This window comes from Aliivibrio fischeri, from assembly GCF_009727955.1.
Taxonomy (GTDB): domain Bacteria; phylum Pseudomonadota; class Gammaproteobacteria; order Enterobacterales; family Vibrionaceae; genus Aliivibrio; species Aliivibrio fischeri_A.
Genome location: NZ_WOBR01000012.1, coordinates 28,629 through 47,253, shown reverse-complemented (window position 1 = coordinate 47,253; position 18,625 = coordinate 28,629). Strand labels below are relative to the sequence as shown.

At 40.1% G+C, this 18,625-nt stretch carries 18 protein-coding genes; 14 read left to right on the top strand and 4 right to left on the bottom strand.

The features are described 5' to 3' along the window. Positions 1–41: 41 nt before the first annotated feature. The 4 genes from GNP81_RS16690 to hslR all read right to left on the bottom strand — a co-directional run bounded on the left by GNP81_RS16690 (position 42) and on the right by hslR (position 5,511). Entirely contained in the window at positions 42–2,000 is a 1,959-nt protein-coding gene (locus tag GNP81_RS16690) for an AsmA family protein (protein WP_155675010.1), read from the bottom strand. 182 nt (positions 2,001–2,182) lie between these two features. Beyond that, complete coding sequence (pckA, locus tag GNP81_RS16685; RefSeq protein ID WP_017018502.1) at positions 2,183–3,805, bottom strand: phosphoenolpyruvate carboxykinase (ATP); 1,623 nt, start codon at positions 3,803–3,805, stop codon at positions 2,183–2,185. 336 nt (positions 3,806–4,141) lie between these two features. Continuing rightward, entirely contained in the window at positions 4,142–5,017 is an 876-nt protein-coding gene (hslO, locus tag GNP81_RS16680; protein WP_005421430.1) for an Hsp33 family molecular chaperone HslO, read from the bottom strand. A 92-nt stretch (positions 5,018–5,109) separates the two neighbouring features. Then, positions 5,110–5,511, bottom strand: a complete 402-nt coding sequence (hslR, locus tag GNP81_RS16675; RefSeq protein ID WP_005421427.1) for a ribosome-associated heat shock protein Hsp15 — start codon at positions 5,509–5,511, stop codon at positions 5,110–5,112. Between the two features lie 279 nt (positions 5,512–5,790). On the opposite strand from hslR, the gene gspC reads away from it, so the two are divergent. The 14 genes from gspC (at position 5,791) to cysQ (ending at position 18,535) form a co-directional block, all read left to right on the top strand. Then, positions 5,791–6,699 (top strand): type II secretion system protein GspC, encoded by a 909-nt coding sequence (gene gspC, locus GNP81_RS16670; RefSeq protein ID WP_026029240.1) that lies wholly within the window; start codon positions 5,791–5,793, stop codon positions 6,697–6,699. Positions 6,700–6,731: 32 nt separating this feature from the next. Then, on the top strand, positions 6,732–8,768 hold the full coding sequence (gspD, locus tag GNP81_RS16665; RefSeq protein WP_336495500.1) for a type II secretion system secretin GspD: 2,037 nt from the start codon (positions 6,732–6,734) through the stop codon (positions 8,766–8,768). Next, on the top strand, positions 8,768–10,267 hold the full coding sequence (gspE, locus tag GNP81_RS16660; RefSeq protein WP_005421421.1) for a type II secretion system ATPase GspE: 1,500 nt from the start codon (positions 8,768–8,770) through the stop codon (positions 10,265–10,267). Before gspD ends, gspE begins: the two co-directional genes overlap by 1 nt. Further along, complete coding sequence (gene gspF / locus GNP81_RS16655) at positions 10,268–11,482, top strand: type II secretion system inner membrane protein GspF (RefSeq protein WP_011262831.1); 1,215 nt, start codon at positions 10,268–10,270, stop codon at positions 11,480–11,482. A gap of 62 nt (positions 11,483–11,544) precedes the next feature. Continuing rightward, positions 11,545–11,997 carry a type II secretion system major pseudopilin GspG gene (gspG, locus tag GNP81_RS16650; protein WP_005421415.1) on the top strand — a complete coding sequence of 151 codons (453 nt, stop codon included), beginning with the start codon at positions 11,545–11,547 and terminating at the stop codon, positions 11,995–11,997. Positions 11,998–12,019: 22 nt separating this feature from the next. Further along, positions 12,020–12,616, top strand: a complete 597-nt coding sequence (gene gspH / locus GNP81_RS16645) for a type II secretion system minor pseudopilin GspH (protein WP_065622697.1) — start codon at positions 12,020–12,022, stop codon at positions 12,614–12,616. Continuing rightward, positions 12,606–12,983 (top strand): type II secretion system minor pseudopilin GspI, encoded by a 378-nt coding sequence (gene gspI, locus GNP81_RS16640; protein ID WP_054775824.1) that lies wholly within the window; start codon positions 12,606–12,608, stop codon positions 12,981–12,983. The genes gspH and gspI overlap by 11 nt, the downstream gene beginning before the upstream one ends. After that, entirely contained in the window at positions 12,970–13,644 is a 675-nt protein-coding gene (gspJ, locus tag GNP81_RS16635; RefSeq protein WP_155662863.1) for a type II secretion system minor pseudopilin GspJ, read from the top strand. The genes gspI and gspJ overlap by 14 nt, the downstream gene beginning before the upstream one ends. Then, entirely contained in the window at positions 13,644–14,678 is a 1,035-nt protein-coding gene (gene gspK, locus GNP81_RS16630; RefSeq protein WP_155675009.1) for a type II secretion system minor pseudopilin GspK, read from the top strand. The genes gspJ and gspK overlap by 1 nt, the downstream gene beginning before the upstream one ends. Continuing rightward, positions 14,647–15,900, top strand: coding sequence for a type II secretion system protein GspL (gspL, locus tag GNP81_RS16625; protein WP_336495499.1), 1,254 nt, complete (start codon positions 14,647–14,649; stop codon positions 15,898–15,900). Before gspK ends, gspL begins: the two co-directional genes overlap by 32 nt. Beyond that, positions 15,900–16,391, top strand: coding sequence for a type II secretion system protein M (locus tag GNP81_RS16620; protein WP_011262824.1), 492 nt, complete (start codon positions 15,900–15,902; stop codon positions 16,389–16,391). Before gspL ends, GNP81_RS16620 begins: the two co-directional genes overlap by 1 nt. Continuing rightward, entirely contained in the window at positions 16,388–17,149 is a 762-nt protein-coding gene (locus GNP81_RS16615) for a type II secretion system protein N (protein ID WP_155675008.1), read from the top strand. Before GNP81_RS16620 ends, GNP81_RS16615 begins: the two co-directional genes overlap by 4 nt. Positions 17,150–17,159: 10 nt before the next feature. After that, entirely contained in the window at positions 17,160–17,711 is a 552-nt protein-coding gene (gene nudE / locus GNP81_RS16610; RefSeq protein ID WP_155671314.1) for an ADP compounds hydrolase NudE, read from the top strand. 5 nt (positions 17,712–17,716) lie between these two features. Next, positions 17,717–18,535, top strand: coding sequence for a 3'(2'),5'-bisphosphate nucleotidase CysQ (gene cysQ / locus GNP81_RS16605; RefSeq protein ID WP_005421397.1), 819 nt, complete (start codon positions 17,717–17,719; stop codon positions 18,533–18,535). The last annotated feature ends 90 nt before the right edge of the window (positions 18,536–18,625 follow it).

Genomic DNA, 18,625 nt, shown 5'->3' with positions numbered 1-18,625 from the left:
AAAAACGCCCCATAAATCATTTACGGGGCGTTTTTTTAGGTTTACTGGCAGTAATTAATCATTTGCACAGTATCTGAAAAGAGTTTTTGAACCAGTTGATGGCATTCTTGTGTTATTGACGTAATCGTTTCTGCTTTATCTGGATTAACCAGGTCGTAATCACCCTCAATGTTATAACTAAAGCCATCACCGGTAATGGTGATCGGTTTGATTGTAATGCGTCCACGGTTGGCTGAAATGTGAATAGGTTCAACATGGATCGGGTAAGAGGCCTGTTTTGTTTTTGGTTCTTTTACTTCATTATCTGGCTGTTCTGTATCAGGAACCAAACCTAATTTATATTGCCATAATTCTTTCGCTGTTTGAGTGGTCACCATTTCTCTTGGAATGATATTTAAATCACCATTAAAACTGTAATTAAAGCTGTCACGATTGGCCGCAAGACCGCTGCCATTAAAAGTAAATTCAGCCATACCATCTAGCGGAACAGCATGAGGGAATAAACTGGTTAGATAGCTTATTGGTAAACCGTCACCGTACGCTTCTACCTGCCAAGGCTGACTATCTTGAGTTAAATTTAGGCTGCCGCTAAAACCAAATAGCCCTTCTGCTAATGGGAAAAGTGCTCGTTCAACAGTCCAAAGTCCATTTTCAGTATTCATCTCAATCAACATCTGTTGAGTTAATAAATAATTAAAACTGGCATTTGAAGCGCTTAAAGAGAGTTTTCCATTCCATAATCCCCATTGATAATATTTTAATAAATCAAGGTCATGACCTTCGGCGTTTAATCCTGAAACTTGGTATGGATATTTCCCTTCGGGTTGTATTACTTGCACATTGTTGATGTCGACGTTATCGATCTTAACTTGCTCAAGTTGCTTGATATATTCAACGATTGAGTCTGTATCTTTGTTATCAATTAACCATCTTATCTGGCTAATCGTTAACGATTTTAGGTTGATTTTATGAGGTGATAAGTCACCTGAAAGCTGAATGTTGCCATTAAAAATATCAAAAGACAGGTTTTCAATATTGGCTTCTTTTTTATTTAAGGTGACATCCATGATCGGTTTTTCAATCATGGTTTCATTCCACACTATGCTGTCAGCATTAAGGGAAATATTGGCGTTAGTTTGCTCCCAGAGATCGTAAGGAAGTAAAATATTTTCAGCAGATAGACTGAGATCGTTTGTTACTATCTGAGGCAATTCTAAATTGATATTTAATAAATCGATACGCTTGAATTGATACGTAAAGTGTTGCTCTGATAGCCACTGTAATGGTTTTCCAATGATGTCAGCATTATCTGACTCTAAATTAAATCGACGTAGCGTAAATTGTGGGATAACCCATAATTTATTTTCTTTTAATTCAGCTTGAGCTGTAATGGTACTTCCACGCCAAGTGAGTGATATGCCATCTAGTGCGGTGTAATCTTGTGAGTAATAACCATCAATGAGCACATCATCTAGAGCTTCTGATTGCCAATATAGTTGTTGTGTTGAAAACTGGAACTCACCTTCGAAAGGCAGCGTTTTGGTTTTATCAATTGACCAGTTACTGATTTGAACTTGTGCTTCACGGATAACTAATCCATCGTCAGCAAAATCTAAATTGGAAATGCTCAGTTGTGAAATAGAAAGCCAATCCAGTTGTTGTGTGTTAGGTAATCCTGTTTGTAAGCTAATACCGTCGATTTTTACACTATCAAATGCCAATTTGTTATTTTGAATAGGGTGTTGAGATAACCAAAAATCAACTTGCTGAATATTAATGTTTTTTTCTGATTCAATACTTACATCTGACAGAGTTAAATGCAGCGGTGATTGAATTGAATAATTCAGTTCGCCAAAAGAAATCTTCTGATGAGAGAGTTTTTGAACGAAAGGGTTAAGCACGGGTTGTGCATAAGGAGTATGTAATAAGGCTAAGAATGCGACCACAAGCAGCAAACAGAAAGTGATAAGCCAGCCTAGGCTTTTCAGTGTGGTGTACATTGTTAACTCCAATAAAAGAAAGATGAATAGAAAGAGTGGAGTAAAAACGCCTTTCAATCAAGTGATCGTGTTCAATAATCCTTATGATCTCCAGTCTTTATTGCGTTCTTGAGCTAAGGGTATAAAAAAGCCCTTCTCATAAGGAGAGAAGGGCTTGGTTTTTATGAGTAATCAGGCGTAGGTTATAGCTGAGGACCCGCTTTAACTAACGCTTTTCCTTCCTCGTTATCTGTGTATTGAGCGAAGTTTTTGATAAAGCGTTGCGCTAAATCTTCCGCTTTGCTGTCCCACTGTAGTGGGTCAGTATAGGTGTCACGAGGGTCAAGAATAGAGGCATCAACACCAGGTAGTGATGTTGGTACTTCTAAGTTAAATACAGGGATATTTTTGGTTTTAGCTTGGTCAATTGAACCATCTAAAATCGCATCAATAATGCCACGTGTATCTTGAATTGAAATACGTTTTCCTGTGCCATTCCAACCCGTGTTTACGATGTAAGCTTCAGCACCTGCAGCTTCCATACGTTTAACCAGTACTTCTGCATATTGTGTTGGGTGAAGCGTTAAGAACGCGGCACCAAATGCAGCAGAGAAGGTTGGTGTTGGCTCTGTGATACCACGTTCAGTACCTGCAAGTTTTGCAGTAAAACCTGATAGGAAGTGATACTTAGTTTGTTCTGGTGTGAGTTTCGCTACCGGTGGTAGGACACCAAATGCATCCGCTGTTAAGAAGATGACTTTTTTAGCGTGACCAGCTTTTGAAACTGGTTTAACGATGTTATCGATATGATAGATAGGGTAAGAAACACGAGTGTTTTCTGTTTTAGAACCATCATTAAAATCAATAGAGCTGTCGCTACGTACAGTAACGTTTTCTAACAACGCATCACGGCGGATTGCGTTATAGATATCTGGTTCAGCTTCTTTTGAAAGACGAATGGTTTTAGCGTAACAGCCACCTTCAAAGTTGAAGATACCATCGTCATCCCAACCGTGCTCATCATCACCAATAAGTTGACGTTTAGGATCGGTTGAAAGTGTGGTTTTTCCTGTTCCTGATAAACCAAAGAATACCGCAACATCGCCTTTTTCACCGACGTTAGCTGAACAGTGCATTGAAGCAATGCCTTTAAGTGGAAGTAGGTAGTTCATCATTGCGAACATACCTTTTTTCATTTCACCGCCGTACCAAGTACCACCGATGATTTGAACGCGTTCTGTTAGGTTGAAAGCAACAAAGTTTTCAGAGTTTAATCCGTGTTTTTCGTAATTAGGGTTAGTGGCTTTTGCTCCATTCATTACCACGAAATCAGGTTCGAAGTTTTCAAGTTCTGCTTCTGTTGGACGAATGAACATGTTTTTCACAAAGTGTGCTTGCCATGCAACTTCGGTAATGATGCGAACGTTTAAACGAGTGTCTGGGTTGGCACCACAGAAACCATCAATAACAAATAAGCGTTTACCCGATAGTTGTGTTGTAACTAGCGACTTTAGATCATCCCAAACTGCTGGCGTGATGGCTTTGTTGTCGTTCTTTCCTTGATCTGACCACCATAGCGTATCTTTGGTAGTGTCATCTTTTACGATGTATTTATCTTTTGGTGAACGACCAGTAAATATACCAGTATCTACCGCAACTGAGCCAAGCTCTGTCATTACACCACGCTCATAACCTTCTAAATCTGGACGTGTCTCTTCTTCAAATAGTTGCTCATAGCTTGGATTACGTAGTACATCTGTAACCCCAGTAAGACCATATTGAGTTAGATCGAGTAGTGCAGCCTTCTTGTGTTCCATAACAGTCATAGGTGCTCCTTAGAGGATTTTGTAGGGATTTTAATATTTCTAATTATTTGTATTCTGCTAATCATGCTAACAACGCGGTAAATTGAAAACAGGGAGATGAATCATAAAATAACCATAAAGCGGTAGTGGTTATTTTATCGCCATCACAAAATAGCAATAGCTCTATTCTACTCTTAATAAAATCGATTGCGCTAGATGTAATTGATTATTATTTAATCAAAATTAAGTGTGGATAAGTGGAATTAAAAGTGTGGTTTATATCAAATTTAGTTATAAAAAAAGCCAACCTAATGGCTGGCTTTTGTAACAGTTTTGCAACTTATTCTATGCAGTAAATTAATGTACTGTATCGTTGCCGCTTGTTGCTTGTTCAAATAGGTTTGCAACATCAATACTGTCGAAATCGTAGCTTGTGCCACAGTAGTCACAGTGAAGAGAAATTTTCCCTTCTGTTTTAATGATGTCATCAACTTCAGCGCGATCAATCGTTACGATTGCACCACCGCTGCGTTCACGTGAACAACCACAGAAGAACTCAACATCTTGAGGTTCAAACAGTTGAACTTTATCTTGGTTATATAGACGGTAAAGTACGTCTTCAGCTGGTAAACCAAACAGCTCTTCATTTTTAATGGTGTCTGTTAGTTGCTCTAAATGTTCGAAGTCATTTTCCGAACCAGTACCATCTGGCATTACTTGCAGTAACATACCTGCTGCGTGAGGTTTGCCTTCATATTCACCTAGACGTAACCATAGACGAGTTTTTAGCTGCTCAGAACGCTCGAAGTAACCTTCAAAACATTGTGCTAGATTTTCACCTTCAAGAGCAACAACACCTTGGTAACGCTCACCATCTTTTGGTGTGATAGTGATAACTAGGTAGCCGCGACCCATTAGTTGGTGCAAGGTTGCGTCTTCTGCAATATCACCTTCAAAACGAGCAACACCACGTACTTTTTGGTTGTTATCGCCGTTAATTACTGCAAGAGAAACTGGACCGTCACCTTGAAGTTGAAGGGTAATAGAACCTTCAAATTTCAATGTTGCCGTTAATAGTGTTGTTGCAACTAATAGCTCACCCAATAGATTTTGAACTGGTTTTGGGTATTCCTTGCTAGAAATGATTTGTTGGTAAGCATCATCTAGTTGAACTAATTCACCACGAACAGATAAATCTTCAAATAGGTAACGATGCAATGTGTTATTTGCCATGAAATACTCCAGCAATTGTATTAAGGGTTGTCGTTACTCATAGTATAGCGGAGACAACCAGTATAAATAAGGTGTGAGACAGAAAAGCGTATTTATTGGTGTTTAAACTTCATGATATCGCGTCGTTGTTTTTTATCCGGACGTTTATCAGGTCGTGGGCTACCAAGTGAATTGAGTTTGCGTAATTGCGCATTTTCTTCACGGTGCTTAATGCTGTCTTGTGTTTCTTTGTAAAGAGTTTGTGCAATAGGTGCTCCGCGGCGTTGATCGGAAACGATCTCGATGATCACCGTGATCTCTTCATTGTTTCCTTGGCGCAGTTTTATTTCAGCGCCTACTTCCACAATTTTACTTGGTTTTGAGCGCTGTCCATTATATTGAACTTTACCGCCATCAACCATGTTGCGAGCAATTGAGCGTGTTTTGTAAAAACGAGCTGCCCAGAGCCATTTATCGAGTCTTACACCCTCTGCAGTGTTTGATTTTGAACTCATGATGTCTACCTAATGTCATATCTCTGCTTCTTAAATGGTGGCTGGAATCTTTTTTTCAATCTTTTGAGGGGAATTAATCAAAAATCGTATCTAATTAGAGTCATTAATGAGAAATAATGCTCTAATACGGTGCTTTATTTATGTAATTTCGTGATATGTCTGCGAGTAATTTAAGAAAATACCGTCAATGACAGCAAAGCTGTGCTGTTCTCTTATAATAAATATAAAATCAGACATTTAATCATTTTATGACGATGAGAAAGGAAACATAGGATCCAAATGATAACTAATATGAAAATAGAGAAGATTTCTCAATATTGGTCGATATATCAATCAACAATAGCAAAGAGTTTGACGGTGATCCTCGTTGCTTGGTTTGCGTGGATTTGTGGCTCTCTTTTTTGGTCTATGTTAGCCCCACAAACGTCTGTATCTAAGTGGACGCCTAAAACAGTGGCGGTTGCTGTATCTCAAGGAAAACAAGGTAAAGATTCGCTTTCTGAACTGCTTAATAGCCAAGTGTTTGGTCGTTTTAATGCAGAGAAAAAAGTTGATCAGCCAAAAGCGGTTGAAGTGAAAGATGCGCCAAAAACGCGCTTGAATTTAACGCTATCAGGTGTGGTTGCTAGTTCAGAGCCTTCATTGAGCCTTGCGGTGATAGCTAATCGCGGTAAACAAAATACGTATGGAATTAATGAAACCATTGATGGTACCCGTGCAAGTGTTAAAGCGATAAGCGCAGATCGCATTATTATCTCTAACAATGGCCGTGATGAAACACTGATGCTTGAAGGTGTTGAATACACCAAAATTTCTACTGAAAGAAATATCACAGGCAGTTCGGGAACCGTATTAGGAAATAATCGTCAAAATTCGAATCAAGATGAGTTGGATAAGATCCGTAAAGAAATGGCTCAAAACCCACAATCTGTTTTGAAATACATTCGCCTTTCACAGGTGAGTGATAATGGAAAAATTAAAGGGTATCGAGTGAACCCTGGTAAAGACCGTAAATTATTTGATTCTGTTGGTTTAAAGCCGGGTGATATCGCAACCAGTTTAAATGGGGTTGATTTAACCGATCCTGCTGCAATGAGCTCATTGTGGAAAAATATGTCAGAAATGACGGAATTAAACTTAACTGTCCTGCGTAATGGACAATTATATGACATCTTTGTTGGCCTGTAGCTTGAAAAGATGAGAATGAATAAGGGTGTATTGTGAAAAAGTGGATGGGCAAGGGAGCCTTATTACTTGCAAGTAGCATGATGTGGACATCGGCAATTGCAAATGACTTTAGTGCCAGTTTTAAAGGGACAGACATTCAAGAATTTATCAATATTGTTGGTCGTAATTTAGAAAAGACCATCATTGTTGATCCATCTGTTCGTGGAAAAGTTGATGTTCGTAGCTACGATTTATTAAATGAAGAACAATACTACCAATTCTTCCTTAGCGTACTTGAGGTATATGGATACGCTGTGGTTGAAATGGATTCAGGTATTTTAAAGGTCATTAAAGATAAAGATGCAAAAACATCGGCAGTTCCTGTTCTTGGTGCAAAAGATCAAGTGAAAGGCGATGCGGTGATTACGAGAGTTATCGCTGTACGTAATGTGTCTGTTCGTGAGCTTTCTCCTTTGCTTCGTCAACTTAATGATAATGCGGGTGCAGGTAACGTGGTTCACTACGACCCTGCCAATATTATTATGATCACAGGTCGTGCGGCGGTAGTTAACCGTTTAGCTGAGATTATCGAACGTGTTGACCGTGCTGGTGATAAAGAAGTCGAAGTGGTGGAGTTAGATAATGCATCAGCAGCAGAAATGGTGCGCATTGTTGATGCTCTAAATAAAACCACAGATGCCAAAAATACCCCTGCATTCTTACAACCTAAATTGGTTGCGGATGAGCGTACTAACTCGATTTTAATTTCGGGTGATCCAAAAGTGCGTAATCGTCTGAAGAAACTAATCAAGCAGCTTGATATTGAGATGGCGACCAAAGGTAATAACCAGGTCATCTATTTACGTTACGCTAAAGCCGAAGATTTGGTTGATGTATTAAAAGGTGTGTCAGATAACTTATCGGCAAGTAAGGGCTCTAAGCAAAAAAGCAGTTCACAAAATCGCAATGATGTGATGATTTCTGCACACGTTGATACGAACTCACTAGTAATCACTGCACCGCCTGATGTCATGCGTGCAATGAAAGATGTGATTGCTCAGTTGGATATCCGTCGTGCTCAAGTATTGATTGAGGCTTTAATCGTTGAATTAGCAGAAGGTGATGGCGTTAATCTAGGCGTCCAGTGGGGTAATCTAGAAACTGGTGCGATGATCCAATACAGCAACACGGGGGCGTCAATTGGTGCCACCATGGTTGGTTTGGAAGAAGCGAAAGATACAACAACTACGACTGCTGTTTACGATGAAAATGGTAAATTTGTTCGAAATGAAACCACAACCGAAGAAGGTAGCTATGATGCACTAGCTGGTGCTCTTGGTGGCGTTCAAGGTGCGGCGGTAAGTATTATGATGGGCGATTGGGCGGCATTAGTTACAGCAGTATCTACCGATTCCAATTCAAACATTCTTTCATCTCCAAGTATTACGGTAATGGATAATGGCGAAGCGTCATTCATTGTGGGTGAAGAAGTACCGGTATTAACAGGGTCAACCGCAGGCTCAAGTAATGACAATCCATTCCAAACCGTTGATCGTAAAGAAGTGGGTATTAAGCTAAAAGTGGTACCGCAAATTAACGAAGGTGATTCTGTTCGTTTAGATATCGAACAAGAAGTATCTAACGTGTTAGGTGCCAACGGTGCTGTGGATGTGCGTTTTGCAAAACGTCAACTTAATACCTCGGTAATGGTGCAAGATGGCCAAATGCTAGTACTCGGTGGTTTGATTGATGAACGTGCGCTTGAGAGCGAATCAAAAGTTCCGTTCCTAGGTGACATCCCTGTGTTGGGGTATCTATTCAAATCAACCAGTACTCAGGTTGAGAAGAAAAACCTAATGGTATTCATTAAGCCAACCATTATTCGTAATGGAATGACAGCGGATGGTATCACTCAGCGTAAATATAACTACATTCGAGCAGAACAGTTATATAACGCAGAAAAAGGCCTAAAACTGATGGATGATGCGAATATTCCAGTATTGCCTACCTTTGGTAAGGAACTGAATCACCCTGCTGAAATTCAAGCGTTTTCTGAGCAATTTGATGATAACGAGAAAAAGGAAAAATAATGGCGGATACATTATTTCCTGAATCTAACGCTGTACTTCGTTTGCCTTTTTCATTTGCAAAAAGGCATTCGGTAGTCATTGAATCAAGTGTTAATGGATGGGTGCTGTACTATGTATCGCCCCCTTCATCTATGGTGCTGTGTGAGATTCGCCGTGTTTGCCAATCTAGTTTTTCATTAATTCAGTTAACCAAAGATGAGTTCGATACTAAGTTAACTCAGGTATATCAACGTAATTCATCAGAAGCTCAGCAGTTAATGGAAGATATCGGTGCAGACAGTGACGATTTCTTTTCATTAGCTGAAGAGTTACCAAATAATGATGATTTATTAGAATCAGAAGATGATGCGCCGATCATTAAATTAATCAATGCCATGTTAGGTGAAGCGATTAAAGAGGGTGCATCAGATATTCATATTGAAACGTTTGAGAAAGTATTGTCGATTCGTTTCCGTGTGGATGGTGTACTGCGTGATGTATTAAGCCCAAGCCGTAAGTTAGCGCCATTATTGGTGTCTCGTGTAAAAGTGATGTCGAAATTGGATATTGCTGAAAAACGAGTCCCGCAAGATGGTCGTATTTCACTGCGTATTGGTGGTCGCGCTGTTGATGTGCGTGTATCAACTATGCCGTCATCACATGGTGAGCGCGTGGTAATGCGTTTGTTGGATAAGAACGCAACTCGACTGGATTTAAACAGTTTAGGTATGTCGGCTGAAAACCATAAAAACTTTCAGCATATTATCAAGCGTCCACATGGCATTATTTTAGTTACTGGCCCAACAGGTTCGGGTAAATCAACCACCTTGTATGCAGGGTTAGGTGAACTAGACAGCTCTCAATCCAATATTTTAACCGTTGAAGACCCTATCGAATTTGATATAGATGGCATTGGTCAAACACAAGTAAATCCAAAAGTAGACATGACGTTTGCCCGTGGTTTACGTGCCATCCTTCGTCAAGACCCTGATGTGGTAATGATAGGTGAGATCCGTGATTTAGAAACCGCAGAAATTGCCGTTCAAGCTTCATTAACTGGCCACTTGGTAATGTCGACACTACACACTAATACAGCGGTAGGTGCGATTACTCGTCTTCGTGATATGGGCATTGAACCTTTCTTAATATCATCTTCACTGCTTGGGGTGCTTGCACAACGTCTCGTTCGAACTCTGTGTGGTGAATGTAAAGAAGCGTATCAAGCGGATGAAGAGCAGAAGAAATTGTTCTCTCTTTCGGCAAGTGACGAGTTAACGCTATATAAACCAATTGGTTGTGAACACTGTAATGGTAAAGGCTATCGTGGTCGTACTGGTATTCATGAACTTTTAGTGGTGAATGAAAAAGTACAAGAGTTGATCCACAAAGAAGTGGGTGAACAAGCGATAGAAAAAGAAGTAAGAAAGTCGACTCGCAGTATTCAACAAGACGGCTTATTAAAAGTGCAAAAAGGAATAACCACATTAGAAGAGGTGATGCGAGTCACTCGGGAAGGATAGATGGCGGCGTTTGAATATAAAGCGTTAGAAAAAGGGAAACAGAAAAAAGGCGTCATGGAGGGAGATAACGCCCGCCAAGTTCGTCAGCGATTAAAAGAGCAAGGTCTGATCCCTGTCGAAGTCATTGAAACCAAATCTAAGCAGCAAAAAAGTGCATCGCAAGGATTGAGTTTTAAACGTGGGATCAGTGTTAACGATTTATCATTGATCACTCGTCAATTGGCCACCTTAGTTCAAGCTGGAATGCCACTTGAAGAGAGTTTAAAAGCAGTGGCAGAACAGGGTGAAAAAGCGCATATCCGTAGCATGATGATGGGGGTGCGTTCGCGGGTTATTGAAGGTTACCCTCTTGCTGAGAGTTTTGCTGATTATCCTCATGTATTTGATGATCTGTTTTGCTCAATGGTGGCTGCAGGTGAAAAATCAGGCCATTTGGATACGGTATTAAATCGTTTAGCGGATTACGCTGAAAATCGCCAGAAGATGCGCAGTAAATTACAACAAGCGATGATTTATCCGATCATGCTAACTTTGATTGCCATTGCTGTAATTTCATTCTTGCTAGCAACGGTCGTTCCCAAAATTGTTGATCAATTTGTGCAAATGGGACAAGGACTTCCAACGGTTACTGAGGTCTTATTGGCAGCCAGTAACTTTGTTGTTCATTGGGGGTTGTTGGTTGTTGTGGTTGTAATTGTTTTTATTGCAGGTGTGAAGTGGTTACTTACAAAACCACATTTACGCTTAGCGTGGGATAAAAAAATCTTACAGCTTCCTGTTATTGGTAAGGTGGTTCGAGGGTTAAATACCTCTCGTTTTGCTCGTACATTATCCATTTGTACATCAAGTGCGATTCCTCTGCTTGATGGTATGAAAGTCGCTGCAGATGTAATGAGTAATACCTACTTTAAACAACAAGTATTAGAAGCGGCAGACAATGTTCGAGAGGGCGCAAGTTTACGAGTCTCTCTTGAACAAACGAAACTGTTTCCCCCAATGATGTTACACATGATTGCCAGTGGTGAACAAAGTGGCGAGTTAGAGCAAATGTTAACGCGTTCTGCGGATAATCAGGACCGAGATTTTGAATCTTTAGTTAATATGGCTCTAGGGATTTTTGAACCGTTATTGATTGTCTTTATGGCAGGCATTGTTCTCTTTATTGTTGTTGCGACATTGATGCCAATAATCGAATTAAACAATTTGGTTGGGTAGCATTCACTGCTATCTACCTTTTCTTTTATCTTATATGAATTTTTAACGTTAGGAGTTATTCCATGCAAGTCAATTCAGCTCAACGTAAACAAGGCGGCTTTACACTGTTAGAAGTAATGGTCGTGATTGTAATTCTTGGTGTGTTAGCGAGCTTAGTGGTTCCAAATCTACTTGGTAACAAAGAGAAAGCCGATCAGCAAAAAGCGATCACCGATATTGTTGCACTAGAAAACTCACTGGATATGTACAAGTTAGATAACAGCGTATATCCAACGACAGACCAAGGTTTAGATGCGTTAGTTTCAAAACCAACAGCAACTCCAGAGCCTCGTAATTACCGTGCAGACGGCTACATTCGTCGTTTACCGAATGACCCATGGGGTAATGAGTACCAATACCTAAGCCCTGGTGATAACGGCACTATCGATATTTTCACATTAGGCGCAGATGGCCAAGAAGGTGGTGAAGGTGCGAATGCTGATATTGGTAACTGGAACATGCAAGACTTTCAATAAGTCTTCATAAATAAGAACAATGATGAAAATAAAACGTGAGGTTGGGTTTACCCTGATCGAAATAATGTTGGTATTGGTGCTGCTATCGCTTAGTTCGATGGCCGTTATCATGAGCCTTCCTGATAATCAGGAAGACCAACTGGAAGAAGAAGCCTCACGTTTTTATCAACTTGTTCAACTCCTTAATGAGGATGCTTTGCTCAATGGGATGGATTACGGCATTTACTTTAATCAAGAGCGACAAGAATATCGCTTTATGCAATTAATGGTAGATGGCTGGCAGCCAATTGAGAAAAGCCGCTTTTTTACAGAAGTGAAAATGGAAGAGTCGCTAGAGTTTGATATGACGCTTGGTGGTTCAGCTTGGGCAGATGATGAGCGACTATTTGAGCCGGGCTCTTTATTTGATGAAGAGATGTTTGCGGATGTCGAAAAAGATAAAAAGCCAACACCTCCTCAAGTCATGGTGCTTTCAAGTGGTGAAGTGACTCCTTTTTCGTTTCGCTTATCTCCGCAAGGTGCTCGTGGAAACCTTGATGATAAGTCATGGCTTATTCGCGTTGAAGAGTCAGGGGTGATTAAGTTATTTGCTCCGGGAGAGGAACGTGATGAGGAATAAGAAATATCAGCGAACCTCTTATAAAGGCATGACATTACTTGAAGTCTTAGTTGCGCTTGCTATTTTTGCTACCGCAGCCCTAAGTGTGCTGCGCTCGGTGACTCAGCACATAAATACATTAAGTTATTTAGAAGAAAAAACCTTTGCAAGCATTGTGGTGGATAACCAAATGGCATTAATGATGTTAGATAAACCACCGACAACGAAGAAGAAGGGAGAGACTGAGCTGGCAGGGCAAACATGGTATTGGACAATTGCTCCAGTAAAAACAACGTCTGATATTTTAAAGTCTGTGGATGTCTCTGTGTCGACCACAAAAGATCAAGAATCCCCTTTAATAACGGTACGAACTTATGTTGCGCCGTAATTCTTCTCATCCTTTTTCAAAAGGCTTCACACTGATTGAAGTGATGGTCGCTATTGCTGTGTTTGCGACCTTGAGTTTTGCCGCGTATCAAGTGGTGAATCAAGTGCAACGCAGTAATGAACAATCATTAGAAAAAAGTGAGCGCATTAAACAGCTCCAACGCAGTTTGGTTTTTCTTGATAACGATTTTCGACAAATTGTCGCTCGTCCATTTCGAACTGGTGGTGAAAAAGCGTCGGAAGCTTTATTGAAATCGGGAGAGTATTTCCTTGATTCTGAATTCCAAGCCATTTTGTTTGTACGCCTTGGTTGGAAAAATCCACAGCAAGCTTTTCCTCGTGGTGAAATTACTAAAGTTGGCTATCGAGTTATTGAGAATAAATTAGAGCGATTATGGTGGCGATACCCAGATACGCCTGTTGGCCAGGAAGCGGTAATTACTCCGCTTATTGACGGTATCGAAGAGCTAAAATTTGAATTTTATGACGGTAAAAAGTGGCTAAAAAAATGGGAAATGAAAAATCAATTACCCAATGCCATTAAAATGATACTCACGTTTAAAGATTATGGTGACGTTGAGCGTGTTTACCTTACTCCGGGATTTAAGCTGGATAATAACGTGAATCAAAATAGTGATGATTCAAAAGAGGATCGTGGCTAATGAGAAAGGTAGGCGTGATTTCCCATTTTAAAAATAATAAAGGCGTTGCATTGATCGTGGTACTGCTGCTTTTAGCCATTATGACCACCATTGCAGCCCAAATGTCAGAACGATTATTTCTTCAATTTCATCGAGCTCAGAATCAGTTAAATCATCAGCAAGCGTATTGGTACTCTATTGGTGTTGAAGCCTTAGCAAAAACCGGAATAGAAGAAGCCTACAAAGATGGAAATAAAATTAATTTAAGCCAAGCGTGGGCAACCGAGGAAACCACTTATCCACTTGATTATGGTGAAGCTTATGGTGGTGTAAAAGACAAACAAGCTTGCTTTAACTTAAACGCATTAAGCAGTGTTGAAGCCAGTAATGATTCATCCAAACGCCCTTTTTTGGTGAGTGTATGGATGAACTTATTAGAGTCAGTTGAGGTAGATAATTATCTTGCTGAAGTGATTGCTGACTCCACATGGGAATATCTAGATCCTGATGACGTTGTGCGCTCAATGGCAGGCGTTGAAGACAGTACTTATCAATCGTTTAAACCTGCATATTTAGCTCCAAACGGTTGGATGGGAGATGTCAGTGAGTTACGTGCCGTTAATGGCGTTACAGCGGAAGTTGTTGAAAAAGTATCTCCACTAATTTGTGCGATACCAAGTGGTAATTGGTACTTAAATGTAAATACCTTAGCTCCAGAAAATGCCAAGATATTGGTTGCGCTATTTTCCCCAAATTTAAGTGAAGATGACGCAAGAAGTGTATTAGAAGATCGTCCATTTGATGGATGGGACTCGGTTGATGATTTTCTTGCTGAAGGACCAATTAGCCGAGTTGAAGAAAAAGTTCGTAAACAAGCAAAAGATTATTTATCCGTAGATAGTCAGTTTTTTGAGTTAGATGCTCAAGTATTAGTAGAAGATTCGCGCGTACGTGTGCGTTCTTTATTGCATAGCAGTGATAAGAAAGTGGTGAACGTTATCCGTCGCCAATATGGAGGAATGAGTGAGCGAACATCTGATAATACGGTTGAATAGTCAACCATCAGATCCCATTCAATGGATAGTCTGGTCTCCAGAAAATAAAGAAGTGATTGCTTCAGGTGAGTTAGGTTCGTCTGAAGAATTACCTTCGTTGTCGTCATACAGTGAGCAACGCATGGTGTCTGTGCTTTTACCAAGCAGTGACGTGTTATTGCGTGAAGTTGCGATACCTGAAGGGGCAACTCGTCAGTTTTCATCGATGTTACCGTTTATTATTGAAGATGATTTAGCACAAGATGTTGATGATCTTCATATGGTTATTTTGAAAAAAGACAGCAAGCTCGCTCAAGTAGCGATTGTTGAACACAGCAAAATGGCCATGTGGTTAGAGCAATTGAGCGATGCAGGGATCCAAACCAAACGGTTTATGCCCGATGTATTGGCTTTACCATTTCATGATGATGGTGCGAGTATGGTTCAGTTGGATCAGCAATGGCTTATTCGTCATCATGAATACCAAGGTGCAGTCGCTGAATCTGAATGGGTATCCATGTTATTGACGGGTATCGTTGATCGTGCTGAAACCAAATATGAAGATTCAGAAACCGATGAAGACGCTGAATTATCACCAATGCCTTTTATTCTTCATAGCTATTCTGAATGTGAGATGGAAGTCGCAGGGACTAAGGTCAGCCTTGAATCCCCTGAGTTAGTGATGCAATTATTAGCTGAAGGATTGTTGTCTTCAAAAGTAAACGTGCTAAATGGTCCATATCGTCCACAATCTTCATGGAGAAAGCATTGGCGAGTATGGCAAAAAGTAATTTTGTCTCTTGGTCTCGTTATGGTTGCTTTTGTTGCTCAACACGTTTCTGAAGTACAAAAATTAGAACAACATAGTTTGGCTTTGCATGCGGAAAGCGAACGTATCTTTCGAGATATTTTTCCTAATAAGCGAAAAATACCAACGGCGAGCTATCTAAAATCTCAGATGAAAAATGAAGAAGCTCGTTTACAAGGTGGTGCTGGCGGACATGATTTGTTAGCTTGGATGGCAGAAATATCACCTTATTTATCAAAGGTTCCTCAAGTTAAATTACAAAGCCTAAAATTTGATGGCAAGCGTAATGAAATTCGACTTCAAGCCAGTGCTTCTGATTTCCCATATTTTGAGAAGTTGACTTCAGAGCTAGGAACTAAATTTGAAGTAGAGCAAGGTCAATTGAATAAGAATGACGGCCAAGTCTTTGGTGCCATTATCATTAGGAGACAATAATGAAAGCATTTATGGCATGGTGGCAAAGTATCTCTCCACGTGAGCGTATATTGGTTGCTGGCGGTGGTGTAGCACTGTTGATCGCGGTTATTTACTGGGGGGGGATCAAACCATTAAATGACCGTGCAGAACTTGCTCAAAATAGAATTAATAATGAACGTAATTTATTAGCGTGGGTTCAGAAAAAAGCCGATACGATCATTACATTAAGAGGTGGGGCATCTTCTAGCTCACAATCTGCAATTCGTCCAATGAATCAGGTGATACCAAGCAGTACTCGTCAATTTAAAATTGAGTTGATTCGTATGCAGCCCCGTGGCGAACAAATGCAAGTGTGGGTAAAACCATTGCCTTTTAATTCTTTGGTTAATTGGTTGGCATTTTTACGCGATTCTCAAGGAATAAATGTACAATTTTTAGATTTAAATAAAACTGATGTGGAAGGCGTGGTTGAAGTGAACCGTCTTCAATTAACTCGAGAGGCATCATGAAGTTTAAGTTATTAATCGCTACCGTATTTTCTACTTTTTTTACTTTTAGTGCGTTATTGCATATTCCAATCCAGTGGGTTGTAGAGCAAGCCCCTAAAGTAAGAGGATTAGAGTTAACTGGGCTTTCAGGAACACCATGGAAAGGACAGGTTGATTCATTATCATGGCAACTAATGAATTATGGTCAAGTTCAATGGGAAATAGACCCATTAGCTATATTTAAAGGCCATGCTGTTTTTTCGGTGCGTTTTGGTCGCGGTAGTGAATTAGATTTAAGAGGAAAAGGTACGGTTGGTTATAGCGTATCTATGGGTGCTTATGCTGAGAATTTAGTGCTTTCTTTCCCGATAGCAAATGCAATGAAACACTTGCCGATGGCGGTTCCTATCTCATTACAAGGTCAAGCAGAGATCAGTGTTAAATCTTACCAACAAGGTCAGCCTTGGTGTAAACAAGCTATCGGTGAAGTGGTGTGGTCTGGTGGTAAGGTCGTTTCGCCATTAGGTAATATTGACCCTGAAACAGTGATTGCTGATGTAACTTGTAATGACAGTAAAATTAGTGTCGTGAGCAAACAATCATCAAAAGATGTCGCGAGCCAATTTGATGTTACCCTTAATCCAAATCGCTCTTATCAAGTAAGTGGTTGGTTTAAACCCGAAGCGAATTTCCCTTCAAGTTTAAGAAGTCAGCTAAAATGGGTAGGCAAGCCGGATGCAAAAGGGCAATATAGAGTGACATACTCAGGACGTCTATAAAGGAAAAACGATGGCTAAAAAACAGTTGCCAACGATTTTGGATACACGCGTTGAAGCCAAATCCAACTTATTCTGTATTGAATCGGTTGATTTGCGCTTTTCTAATGGTGTAGAACGTACCTATGAACGAATGAAACCAAGCGGTCGTCATGCCGTCATGATGGTGCCTGTAACAGAGCAGGGTGATTTACTTTTGGTTCGTGAATACGCTGTCGGAACCGAAAGTTACGAGCTTGGTTTTCCAAAAGGATTGATTGATCCTGGAGAGATACCGTTAGAAGCGGCAAATCGAGAACTAAAAGAAGAGATTGGTTTTGGTGCAAAAGTACTCACACCATTGAAAGAAATTGTATTAGCCCCTTCTTATTTCTCAAGCAAAATGACATTAATTCTGGCTCAAGATTTATATCCAGAGCGATTAGAAGGTGATGAGCCTGAGCCTTTAGATGTAGTTAGGTGGCCTTTAGCTCAAGCATCTGAGTTATTGCATCATCTTGATTTTTCAGAGGCAAGAAGCATTACCGCATTATTACTTGCTCAACAGTTTTTAGCTAAGGAGTAATATTGATGGATTCTACACTTTCTCATCTTATCCCTGAAGTGATCAATATTGCACGTGCATCGGGTCAACTTATTCTCGATATTTACGAGAAAGGAGACTTCGAAGAGTTCATTAAATCAGATGAAACTCCAGTGACCAGCGCTGATCTTGCCGCTCATAAATTAATTATCGAAAAACTTTCTCAGCTAACACCAGATATTCCAATTCTTTCTGAAGAAGATGCAGGAATATCCCTAGAACAACGTGCTCAATGGGAGCGTTATTGGCTCGTTGACCCTCTTGATGGTACGCAAGAGTTCATCGCTCGTAGTGGTGATTTTGCTACGATTATTGCTTTAGTTGAAAATAATCGCCCAGTAATGGGGGTTGTGTATGGCCCTGTTTCTGGTGTGACGTACTACGCTTATGAAGGGAAAGGAGCGTGGAAAATTCCTGATATGGATGAAAGTGTTCGTATTAGCACGTTAAAGCATGAAGATGAAAAACAGCCAATTGCGATAGCGATCAGTCGACGTCAAGATATCAATAACATAACACGTTGTATGAGCTCTGATTGGAATTACGATTTGGTTCCATTGGGATCAGCTGCGCTTAAAGCCTGTTTGGTTGCAGAAGGTGCTGTGGATTGTTATTTACGATTAGGCCCAACTGGCGAATGGGATACTGCAGCAACGCAGTGTATTGTTCAAGAGGCGGGAGGTCGTATCTTATCTACAGAGCTTGAACCGCTTTCTTATAATGAGCGAGAGTCGTTAGAAAATCCGAATTTTATTGTTCTCGGTGACGAAAACTTACCGTGGAATAACATTCTTACATGTAAATAATTAGACCAAATCTTGATAAATTGATTATTAAGATTGCTATAATTTGACTACGCTACTCGAAAATTATTTCTTTTCAGAGTACAATCCTTA